The following is an 11,470-nucleotide window of genomic DNA, read 5'->3' on the forward strand; positions in this document are numbered from 1 at the left end:
CCAGATAAAGGCGTCCCTTCACGTAGGTGAAGAGACGCCTTTTCTCTTTGCCTTCACATAAAAGGAGGAGACGAACATGAACATCATCAAACAACAACCGAAGCATTTTGTCAGCCTGGACACGCTATCCCTCGACGAGATTATGGGTTTAATCGAGGAGTCGCTCCGCTATAAACAAGGGAACATGCCCCCATTGTTCGATGGGAAGACGGTCGCGAATTTATTCTTTGAAAACTCGACGCGAACGAAAAATTCGTTTCAAATGGCCGAACGGCACTTGAAGGTCCAGGAGATCCCGTTCGACGTGGCGACGTCATCGGTGACGAAAGGTGAAACGCTCTACGACACGTGCAAGACGCTCGAGGCGATCGGGGTCGATGCCCTCGTCATCCGCCATCCGGAGTCGGGCTACTACCATGAACTCGTCGAAACATTGAATATCCCGGTGTTGAACGGCGGTGACGGGAGCGGGGAACATCCGTCCCAGTCACTCCTCGACCTCGTCACGATCTTTGAAGAGTTCAAGACGTTCGAAGGATTGAATATCGCCATCTGCGGTGACCTCGTCCATAGCCGTGTCGCCCGCTCGAACGCCTCGGTGCTCAAGCGGCTCGGCGCGAACGTCGTCGGCTGCAGTCCCGCCTCCTGGTGGGACGAGTCGATGGGGCTCGAGCATCGTGACCTCGACGACGTGTTGGCCGACTGTGACGTCATCATGTTGCTGCGCGTCCAGCACGAACGCCACATTATGGGCGATATCTTCTCGAAAGAAGATTACCATGTACGCTACGGCTTGACGCCGGAACGCGTCGAGCGGATGAAACCGCAAGCCATCATCATGCATCCGGCCCCGGTCAATCGGGACGTCGAGATTGCCGGCAGTTTAATCGAACATCCACAGTCGCGTATCTTTCCACAGATGACGAACGGTGTTTACGCCCGGATGGCCATCTTAAATCGAGCATTAGGGGGACAATTATGATACTTCAACACGCAACTTGGTATGACGGGAACACGAAACGGACGACGACGCTATTGATTGAAGACGGCGAGATCCGCTCGGTCGACTATAACGGCACGACTGAAGGACACGAAGTGATTGATGCGACAGGGATGCTACTCATCCCAGGACTCGTCGATGTCCACGTCCACTTGCGCGAACCGGGTGGGGAGAAGAAAGAGACAATCAAGACCGGGACAGAGGCGGCTGCAGCCGGCGGATTCACCACAATCTGTGCGATGCCGAACACGCGTCCGGTCCCAGACGACCGCGAAACGATGGACCAGCTGTTGGCTAAAATCGAGCAAGACGCCATCGTGCGTGTCCTGCCATACGCCGCCATCACGAAACGACAGCTCGGTACCGAGCAAGTCGACATGGCCTCGCTCGCAGATTCATTCGCCTTCACCGACGACGGAGTTGGCGTCCAATCGGCAGCGATGATGCGCGCGGCGATGCGGGAAGCGAAACGACTCGACAAGGCGATTGTCGCCCATTGCGAGGACAATACGCTCAAGGCCGGTTCGGTCCACGAAGGCCGGTTCAGTGAAGAACATGACATCCAAGGCATCCCGAGCCTCGCCGAGAGCATCCATATCGCCCGGGACGTTTTGATCGCCGAAGAGACAGGCTGTCACTATCACGTCTGCCACGTCTCGTCACGACAGTCGGTGCGCGTCATCCGCGACGCCAAACGAGCCGGCATCCGGGTCACGGCCGAAGTGACACCGCATCACCTCATCCTCTGTGAAGACGATATCCCAGGCCTCGACCCGAACTTTAAAATGAATCCACCGCTCCGGAGTGCGGACGACCGGGAGGCGCTACTCGAGGGCTTGTTCGATGGCACGATCGATATGATCGCGACCGACCACGCCCCGCACACGGCCGAGGAGAAAGCGGCCGGCATGGAACGGGCCCCGTTCGGGATCACCGGTTTCGAGACGGCGTTCCCGCTCTTGTACACGACGTTCGTCAAAACGGGACATATGGAAGAGGCGGCGCTCATCGAGTGGATGACGAAACGACCGAGCGACGTGTTCGGGTTGCCGTACGGTGTGATTGAAGTCGGCCGGGCGGCGGACCTCGCCCTCATCGACCCGGAGACGGAGCGGGTCGTCGATCCGACGACGTTCCGCTCGAAAGGGAAGAACACACCGTTCGCTGGGAAGAAACTAGTTGGCTGGCCGGTGATGACCATCGTGGCTGGAAAAATCGTATATAAGGGGAGATTCGATGAAACGAACATTATGGCTTGAGGACGGTACTTCATTTGTAGGAACAGCGTTTGGTGCAAGTGTGGAGACGATCGGGGAAGTCGTCTTCCAGACTGGGATGACCGGATATCAAGAGATGTTGTCTGACCCGTCTTACTGTGACCAACTCATCGTGTTGACGAATCCGTTGATCGGGAACTATGGCGTCAACCGCGAAGATTTCGAGACGACCGTTCCGATGGCGAAAGGGCTCATCGTCAAAGAAGTGTGCGACACACCGTCGAACTTCCGCTCGACCGCGACGCTTCATGATACGCTCAAACGCTTCAACATCCCGGGTCTAGCAGGAGTCGACACACGCATGTTGACGCGTCACTTGCGCTCACTCGGCGTCATGCGCGGTGTCATGGTCGACGGCGACTCGACGTGGGAGACGGTCCAACATCGCTTCGATGTTCTCCTGCCGACCAATCAAGTCGAGCGTGTCTCGACGAAGCGGGCGTATGTCAGCACCGGCAGCGGTCCACGGATTGCCCTCATCGATTTCGGCGCGAAGCTCGGCATCATGCGTGAACTCGTGAAACGCGACTGTGAAGTCGTCGTCTTGCCGCACGACGTGACGGCAGAAGAAGTGATGCGCTATGAGCCGGACGGCGTCATGCTGTCGAACGGACCGGGGGATCCGAAAGACGTCCCGACGGCGTTACCGCTCATCGAGCGCCTCATGCCGACACTCCCGATCTTCGGAATCTGTCTCGGCCATCAGTTGATTGCACTCGCGAGCGGTGCCAACACGTTCAAACTCCCGTTCGGTCATCGCGGTGCCAACCATCCCGTGGTCGAACTAGAGACCGGAGCGGTGACAATCACGTCCCAAAACCACGGCTACGCAGTCGATGAAGCGTCGCTCGCGACGACAGGACTCGTCGTCACGCATCGCGCCGTCAACGATGGCACGGTCGAAGGTGTGAAGCATCTACATCATCCGACGTTCTCGGTCCAATACCATCCCGAGGCGGCACCGGGTCCATACGACGCCAACGATTTATTTGACCGTTTCATGCAACTCGTTCAAGAAAACAAACAGAAAGTAGGAATGTGACATGCCAAAACGACCAGATATTCAGAAAATCCTTGTAATCGGATCCGGCCCAATCGTCATCGGACAGGCGGCAGAATTTGACTATGCTGGTACCCAGGCGTGTCTTGCCTTGAAAGAAGAAGGATATGAAGTCATCCTCGTCAACTCGAACCCGGCGACGATCATGACCGACCCGACGACGGCGGACCGTGTCTATATCGAACCGCTCGAACCGGAGTTCGTCGAACGGATTATCCGTCAAGAGCGACCGGACGCGCTCCTGGCCACACTCGGCGGCCAGACCGGCCTCAACTTGGCGATGGAACTCGATCGTCGCGGCGTGCTTGAAGATTGCGGCGTCGAATTGCTCGGGACAAAATTATCGGCCATCGAACAAGCTGAGGACCGGGAACAGTTCCGCGACCTCATGTATAAGCTCGGCCACGGGGTCCCGGAAAGCGAGATCGTGCAGTCGCTCGAGTCGGCTTGGGGCTTTGCCGACCGGATCGGCTATCCGATTATCATCCGTCCGGCGTACACGCTCGGAGGAACCGGTGGCGGGATTGCCCATGACCGGAATGAATTCGAACAGTTCGTCGAATCAGGGCTGAAAGCGAGTCCAGTGACACAAGTGTTGCTCGAGAAATCGATTGCCGGCATGAAAGAAGTCGAGTATGAAGTGATGCGCGATTCGAGCGACCAGGCCATCATCGTCTGTGCGATGGAAAACTTTGATCCGGTCGGGGTCCATACGGGCGACTCGATCGTCTTCGCTCCGACGCAGACACTGTCGGACCGCGACTATCAGATGCTCCGCAGCGTCTCACTCGACATCATCCGCGCTCTCGGCATCGAAGGGGGATGCAACATCCAGTTCGCCCTTGACCCGGACAGCTTCACGTACTACGTCATCGAGGTCAACCCACGTGTCTCCCGCAGTTCGGCGCTCGCCTCGAAAGCGACGGGATATCCGATCGCCAAGTTGGCTGCGAAAGTAGCGGTCGGATACAAGTTGTCAGAATTGAAGAACCCGGTGACGGAGACGAGTTACGCCTCGTTCGAACCGGCGCTCGACTATGTCGTCGCTAAGATTCCGCGCTTCGCTTTCGATAAGTTCGAGACGGCTGACCGCCGGCTCGGCACTCAGATGAAAGCGACCGGGGAAGTGATGGCGATCGGCCGCAACTTGGAGGAAGCGCTCCTTAAGGCTGTCCGTTCGCTTGAACTCGGGACAGAAGACTTGGCCGTACCACGGCTCGCACAATTGACGACGGATGAGCTCAATCGCGAGTTGACGACGCCGACTGATGAGCGACTCTGGATGCTTTATGAGGCACTCCGTCGCGGTTATTCGACGGAACAGTTGCATGAGCTGACGAAAATCGACCGTTTCTTCCTATCGAAACTCGCACGGATTTGGCAACATGAAGAGACGCTCCGGCTTGAGCCGCTCACGAAAGAACGACTCGTCGAAACGAAGCGTCTCGGGTTCAGCGATAAGATGATCGCCCGCATCATAAACGAGAACGTGGAGACGGTGACGTCGCTTCGGAACGACTGGGGCATCCGTCCGGTGTACAAGATGGTCGACACGTGTGCGGCTGAGTTCGCCTCGGAAACACCATACTTTTACGGGACGTACGAAGTTGAGAACGAGGCCGTGAAGACGGACAAGCCGTCGATTCTCGTCCTCGGTTCGGGCCCGATCCGCATCGGTCAAGGTGTCGAGTTCGACTACGCGACCGTCCACTCGATTCAGACGATTCGTGACGCAGGTTATGAAGCGATCATCATTAACAACAACCCGGAGACGGTGTCGACCGACTTCTCAATCTCGGACCGACTCTACTTCGAACCGCTTACGACCGAGGACGTACTCGAGGTCATCCGCAACGAACAGCCACTCGGCGTCATCGTCCAGTTCGGTGGCCAGACGGCCATCAACTTGGCAGCCTCGCTCGAAGCAGAAGGGGTCCAGATTTTAGGGACATCGCTTGAAGACATCGACCGCGCCGAAGACCGGAAAGCGTTCGAAGCGACGCTCTCGGCCGAACAGCTCGCCCAGCCTCCAGGCAAGACGGCGGTCACGGTCGAAGAGGCCGTCGCGTGTGCCGACATGCTTGGCTATCCGGTACTCGTCCGCCCATCATACGTCCTCGGCGGCCGGGCGATGGAAATCGTTTATGAGCGCTCGGAGCTCGAGCGGTATATGCGCCACGCCGTCGTCGCCTCGAAAGACCGTCCCGTCCTGATCGACCGCTACTTGACGGGCATCGAGATTGAAGTCGACGCCATTTGTGACGGGACGGACGTCTACATCCCGGGCATCATGGAACATATCGAACGGGCCGGGGTCCACTCGGGCGACTCGATTGCCGTGTACCCGCCGCAGCGGTTGAGCGAAGCGTTGAAACAGAAGGTCGTCGATTACACGATTAAACTCGCCAAGGCGTTCCGGATCAAAGGGTTGCTCAATATCCAGTTCGTCTACGCGGACGACTTATACGTCATCGAGGTCAACCCGCGGGCGAGCCGGACCGTCCCGTTCATCTCTAAAGTGACGGGCCTTCCGGTCGCACGCATCGCCACGCAGACGATTCTCGGAACGAGTTTGAAAGACCTCGGTTTAGGGACCGGCTTACATCCGGAAGCGGACGCGATTTCGGTCAAAGTCCCGGTATTCAGTTTCGCGAAACTGAAAGAAGTCGACCCATCACTTGGGCCGGAGATGAAATCGACCGGTGAAGTCATGGCGACAGATCGCACGCTCGAAAAGGCGTTATATAAAGGACTCGTCGCCGCCGGCATGACGATCGCCTTGAAAGGGAACGTCCTGTTGACGGTCGCCGACCAAGACAAGGAAGAGGCGCTCGACATCGCCCGCCGTTTCAACCGACTCGGATTCCGCCTGATGGCCACGTCTGGCACGGCGCAGGCGCTCTCGGCAGATGGCTTGCCGGTCCACCCGGTCGGGAAAATCAATGAGGCCGGAGAGACGATGCTGAGCGTCATCGAACGAGGGGAAGTCGATATCGTCTTGAACACGACGACGCGTGACGCCCTTGCGACGAAAGACGGGTTCATCATCCGTCGGGCCGCGGCCGAGCAAGGGGTGCTCTGCTTGACGTCGCTCGACACGGTCGAGGCGCTGCTCCAAGTCATCGAGAGCCTGTCGTTCCAAACGACGAGTTTACCGGCCTTCACGACATTCGGGGTGACCGTATGAGACAACTCGCGACCATTTTATCGAACCGATTGATTGCGACGGCGACGATGGAGATGAAAATCGAGATCGCACCGCAGGCCGTTGCGCCGGGCACGTTCTTCCATGTGAAGACGTCAGAGCTGTTGCGCCGGCCGCTCTCGGTCGCGAACGTCGAAGACAACGTCGTCACATTCCTGTATAAAGTGATCGGCAGCGGGACGGCAGATTTGGCCGCGCGTCGGACGGGAGACGTCTTAGACGTCCTCGGACCGCTCGGCAACGGTTTCCCGCTTGAACAGACGGGTAAACGGGTCGTGCTCGTCGGCGGGGGCATCGGGGTGCCGCCGCTCTACTACACGCGGCGCCTGCTCGCCGCCCGTGGCATCGAGACGGTAGCAATTCTCGGGTTTGATACGAAAACAAGCATTTTTTATGAAGACGCGTTCCGTGAACTTGGGGAGACGATCATCACGACGGTCGATGGAACGTATGGAGAAATGGGATTTGTGACCAGTCCGCTCGCGCGGGTCGACGCCGATGTCTTATTCAGCTGCGGGCCGGAACCGATGCTGAAGGCGGTCGCCGCGTCACATATCGAAGAGCGATATATCTCGATTGAGAATCGGATGGGGTGCGGCATCGGCGCTTGTTTCGCTTGCGTGTGCGAAGCGCCAGGCGGTTACGTCAAAGTGTGCAGTGACGGACCGGTATTTCGGGCAGAAGAGGTGACGCTATGAGACTACACGTCGATTTGCCAGGCTTACAGTTAAAGAATCCGATTATGCCGGCATCAGGCTGTTTCGGATTCGGGGAAGAGTTCGCCAAACTCTATGACTTATCGATGTTAGGCGGTATCATGATTAAGGCGGCGACAGGCGAGTCGCGATTCGGCAACGGGACGCCGCGGGTCGCCGAGACGGCACAAGGCATGTTGAACGCCATCGGCCTCCAAAACCCGGGTGTCGACGCCATCATCGAACAAAAACTACCGTTCTTGTCCGCGTTCGATACCGAGATTATCGCCAATGTGGCCGGTTCGACGCCCGAAGAGTACATTCATGTCGCGCGAGAGCTCAGTGCCGACCCGACCATCAAGGCGCTCGAACTGAACATCTCGTGCCCGAACGTGAAGTGCGGCGGGATGCAGTTCGGGACCGATCCCGACATGGCGGCGGAATTGACCCGACTCGTCAAAGCAGCATCAACAAAACCGGTATACGTCAAACTGTCACCGAACGTCACGTCAATCACAGCGATGGCGAAAGCGGTCGAAGCGGCTGGGGCCGATGGCATCACGATGATTAACACGCTCGTCGGGATGCGCATCGACGTCACGACCGGGCAGCCGATTCTCGCCAACCGCATCGGTGGTTTGTCTGGACCGGCCGTCAAACCGGTCGCCATTCGGATGGTCTATGAGGTCGCCCAGGCCGTCGATATCCCCATTATCGGGATGGGCGGCGTGCGGACGGTCGACGACGTCTTGGAGTTCATTTATGCGGGTGCTTCGGCAGTCGCGGTCGGAACGGCCAATTTTGAAAATCCTTACGTCTGTCAGGAAATCATCGAAGCGTTGCCAGGGCGGCTCGACGAACTTGGGATTGATCAGATTTTAGACATCAGGGGGAAAGCTTATGAACAGACTGTATCTCGCGCTTGATGTCGAAACTGGCGCCGACGCGTTCCGTTTATTGGAACGAATCGAACAAAAACCGGCCGTCAAAGTCGGGATGGAACTGTTCTATCGGGAAGGGGGCCGCTTTGTCGAGCAACTCGTCGACAGCGGGTACCCGGTCTTTTTAGACGTCAAAGTTCATGACATCCCGGAGACGGCACGGCGGACGCTCCGTCAAATCGGGCGCCTCGGCGTCGAGTTGACGAACGTCCATACGCTCGGCGGCGAGACGATGATGCGTTACGCCTTGGACGGCTTACGCGAGGTGACCGATACGACGAAATTGATTGGGGTCACCCAGTTGACGTCGACCGATGAACGAATGCTCGCCGAAGAGCTACACATCGAAGGGGGATTGGAACAGGCCGTCCTTCGCCAGGCTGCTATGGCCGACCAAGCCGGGCTCGACGGAGTCGTCGCGTCCGTGCATGAGGCCCACTCGATTCGCCAAGCGCTCGGCTCGTCATTTTTGACCGTGACGCCCGGTATCCGCATGAACGAGACAGCGGACGATCAAGTCCGGATCGCCACGCCGAAAGCGGCTCGTGACGCAGGTGTGTCGGCCATCGTCGTCGGCCGACCCATCACCCGGGCCGAAGATCCGAACGCTGCCTATGCATACTACTTACAAGAATGGAGTCGAACTTATGAGACAAATCGCTGAAGCTTTATTACAAATCGAGGCCGTGACCCTGTCACCGGAAAACCCGTATACGTGGTCGAGCGGGATGAAGAGTCCGATTTATTGTGACAATCGCTTGACGCTCAGCTATCCTGACGTCCGCAACCTCATCATCGACGCGCTCGTTGAGGTGGTCCGTCCGCTCGATGTCGACGTCATCGCCGGGACAGCGACAGCGGGAATTCCCCATGCGACGCTTGTCGCCGACCGGCTCGGGTTGCCGCTCGTCTACGTCCGTTCGAGTGCGAAAGGACATGGGAAAGGGAATCAAATCGAGGGTCGGTTTGAACCGGGGGCTCGTGTCGTCGTGATTGAAGACTTGTTGTCGACCGGCTCGTCGAGCATCGAGGCCGCCAAAGCGATTGAGGAAGCCGGCGGGGAAGTCGTCAAGATTCAAGCGATTTTCTCCTACAGTCTGAGCCGCCTCGCCATCAATCTGTTAGACTCCGGCTTCACTGCGCATGCACTGATTACACTTTCGGATTTGCTCGACGTTGCCGTCAAGAAGCGAATCATCAGTAAAGAAGAATATGCTTCCTTACGGGACTGGCGAAACGATCCGACAGGTTGGAGCGAACGTGTCTTATCTTCATAATCTGTAACGAGAATCCACCTCCGGGCGGATTCTTTTTCTATTCGGTACATGGCATACTGAACATGTTAGAATAGGGAAAGCAGTCAATAAAGGAGATGTGTATGGCGTATTCTAGAATGAAGGGAAAATCCTTGAAAGTCCGTTTTCAAGCGATCCCGAAACATCGTAAACTTGCGTTCGGACTCGTCCTCACCGTCTTGCCCCTCATTTTCTTCTTGAATTTATTCATATTCAGTCACGTGTTGGCACTTGGGGACACGTACGAGGACCGCTATCAAATGAAGAAACTTCGGTTCGAGACGGCGCACGGCAATGTCGAATTCGTTCGTAGCACGAATGAGAAAGTCCACATTGATGTGTTACAGACGAACTCGAAAGAACGTCGCATCAAAGTCAAATCGGTCGGCGATACGATTTCGGTCGTCGAGCGCTACGGCCAATTCAGTCAATTTGGTAGTCGGGCGAGTGCTGAACCATCCCGTTATAAAATCCGAGTCGCCTTGCCGAGCTCGATGACATCGATTGAAGTCGAGGCCGAGCAAGTGACCGGCCAAGGATTGATTGCCAAGACGATTGTCTTGGAGGCGAACGCCGTTAATGTAAAAAAACTCGAAAGTGATCGGCTTCACGTCGAAACACGGAGTGATACGACACTCGAAACCGTCCGTGTCGTCACGGGAGATATTCGTTCATATCGGAACGCGACCGTGAGCGACATCGTCGTCAATCAAAGCATGACGATTCAGACGGAGGCGGGGACGCTCGCGTACGCGCCGCGTAATGCGACCGGACAAGTGAACGTCACGACCACAGGCAACGTGACGGCGTCGGAACGGTTCAACGAAATCGGGGGCGGCGTGTACCATCTGTCGAACTCGAACCGACCAAACATCGAACTCATTTCCGAGACAGGAAAGGTCGAGCTTAAATGATGAACAAACGTTACATCCCAAAAGTCGGACTTCGAACTTTGAAAACCGGCATCGCCGTCGCCATCACCATCGCTTTGTCCTGGTACGTGTTCGGCATCTATTCAGGCATGGGGGCCATCGCGGCCGTCGTCGCGATGCAACCGACCGTGAAGCGGTCATCGAAAATCGTCTTCAGCCGCATCTTCGGAACGATGGTCGGGCTCATGTGCGGTCTCCTGATCGTCTATGCGTTCGGGGTCAACCCGATTTCAATCGGGCTTGCCGTCATCGTCGCGCTCACGCTCAATACGACGTTCGATAAGACGCACATGTCGACGTATGCGGCGTTCGCGATCGTGCTCATGCTCGAGAATCCGACGACCGACTTCTTCCACTATGCGTGGACCCGTTCCCTGTTGACGGCCGTCGGTGTCTTCGTCTCGCTCGGTGTCAACTATGCGTTCATGCCGCCTCGTTACGAGGAGCGGTTGCTCAGTGAGATTCGGAAGACGTCGGCGTATATGTTCCAGCACTGGCGCGAGCTCGTCGGGTCCCCGTCCGAGTTGCTCGAGACACGGGCCCGTATCCTCGGCCATCAGGAGCTGCACATGATGCTCCAAGAGGATATGAAAGTGACGAACGTGAAATTGAAGCATTTGACGATGAAGCAATACCGGTTATTGATTCACCTTGAGGACAAGCTCGTCTTGTTGCTCGAGAGTCTCGCTGAACATCGGGAGGCGCTATTGGTCATGGACGAGGAAGAACGCCGGGTGTTCGAGTCCGAGTTTTTATACCTCCTCGCGCATCACCACGATATCCTTTATACGTGTGACAAGCCGCATGCGCTGTTCACGTTGCCGCATGAGGATTTATCCGTTTCTGAAATCTTACACGGGCACTTGCTCGACTATCATGAACAGCTCGAAGCGTTCAAACATAATCCGAAATAAACGAAGGCCCCATTTTAGCGACGGGGCCTTTATTTGTTGTCAATGTAAGTGGACATGTCATATTTACACATGCCTTTGGCGACACCCTCCGTTCCTGGGGCGATGCGGCTCCGGGGTTGCCTGCGGAAAGCGTAGGCGCCGAGAGGACGAG

10 protein-coding genes are annotated in these 11,470 nt (G+C 56.8%); all 10 read left to right on the top strand.

Annotated features, from left to right (window positions below):
* Positions 1-76: 76 nt before the first annotated feature.
* A complete protein-coding gene (locus KNP67_RS02175) occupies positions 77-982 on the top strand; it encodes an aspartate carbamoyltransferase catalytic subunit (RefSeq protein WP_021067059.1) in 906 nt (301 codons plus the stop codon).
* Positions 979-2,259, top strand: a complete 1,281-nt coding sequence (locus KNP67_RS02180) for a dihydroorotase (protein WP_131471142.1) — start codon at positions 979-981, stop codon at positions 2,257-2,259. The genes KNP67_RS02175 and KNP67_RS02180 overlap by 4 nt, the downstream gene beginning before the upstream one ends.
* The gene (locus KNP67_RS02185; protein WP_029595727.1) at positions 2,237-3,319 is read left to right on the top strand and encodes a carbamoyl phosphate synthase small subunit; all 1,083 of its coding nucleotides are present in this window, start codon (positions 2,237-2,239) and stop codon (positions 3,317-3,319) included. Before KNP67_RS02180 ends, KNP67_RS02185 begins: the two co-directional genes overlap by 23 nt.
* A 1-nt stretch (position 3,320) precedes the next feature.
* Complete coding sequence (gene carB / locus KNP67_RS02190) at positions 3,321-6,524, top strand: carbamoyl-phosphate synthase large subunit (RefSeq protein WP_214713816.1); 3,204 nt, start codon at positions 3,321-3,323, stop codon at positions 6,522-6,524.
* Positions 6,521-7,240, top strand: coding sequence for a dihydroorotate dehydrogenase electron transfer subunit (locus KNP67_RS02195; protein ID WP_058763343.1), 720 nt, complete (start codon positions 6,521-6,523; stop codon positions 7,238-7,240). The genes carB and KNP67_RS02195 overlap by 4 nt, the downstream gene beginning before the upstream one ends.
* Positions 7,237-8,163, top strand: coding sequence for a dihydroorotate dehydrogenase (locus KNP67_RS02200; protein WP_214755778.1), 927 nt, complete (start codon positions 7,237-7,239; stop codon positions 8,161-8,163). The genes KNP67_RS02195 and KNP67_RS02200 overlap by 4 nt, the downstream gene beginning before the upstream one ends.
* Positions 8,138-8,842, top strand: a complete 705-nt coding sequence (gene pyrF / locus KNP67_RS02205) for an orotidine-5'-phosphate decarboxylase (protein ID WP_214755779.1) — start codon at positions 8,138-8,140, stop codon at positions 8,840-8,842. The genes KNP67_RS02200 and pyrF overlap by 26 nt, the downstream gene beginning before the upstream one ends.
* The gene (pyrE, locus tag KNP67_RS02210) at positions 8,826-9,455 is read left to right on the top strand and encodes an orotate phosphoribosyltransferase (RefSeq protein WP_029595723.1); all 630 of its coding nucleotides are present in this window, start codon (positions 8,826-8,828) and stop codon (positions 9,453-9,455) included. The genes pyrF and pyrE overlap by 17 nt, the downstream gene beginning before the upstream one ends.
* A 101-nt stretch (positions 9,456-9,556) precedes the next feature.
* Positions 9,557-10,387 carry a DUF4097 family beta strand repeat-containing protein gene (locus tag KNP67_RS02215; protein ID WP_214755781.1) on the top strand — a complete coding sequence of 277 codons (831 nt, stop codon included), beginning with the start codon at positions 9,557-9,559 and terminating at the stop codon, positions 10,385-10,387.
* Positions 10,384-11,319, top strand: coding sequence for an FUSC family protein (locus KNP67_RS02220; RefSeq protein ID WP_021067068.1), 936 nt, complete (start codon positions 10,384-10,386; stop codon positions 11,317-11,319). Before KNP67_RS02215 ends, KNP67_RS02220 begins: the two co-directional genes overlap by 4 nt.
* Positions 11,320-11,470: the final 151 nt, after the last annotated feature.

Origin of the sequence: Exiguobacterium sp. s157 (assembly GCF_018618205.1) — a bacterium.
GTDB classification, from domain to species: domain Bacteria; phylum Bacillota; class Bacilli; order Exiguobacteriales; family Exiguobacteriaceae; genus Exiguobacterium; species Exiguobacterium chiriqhucha.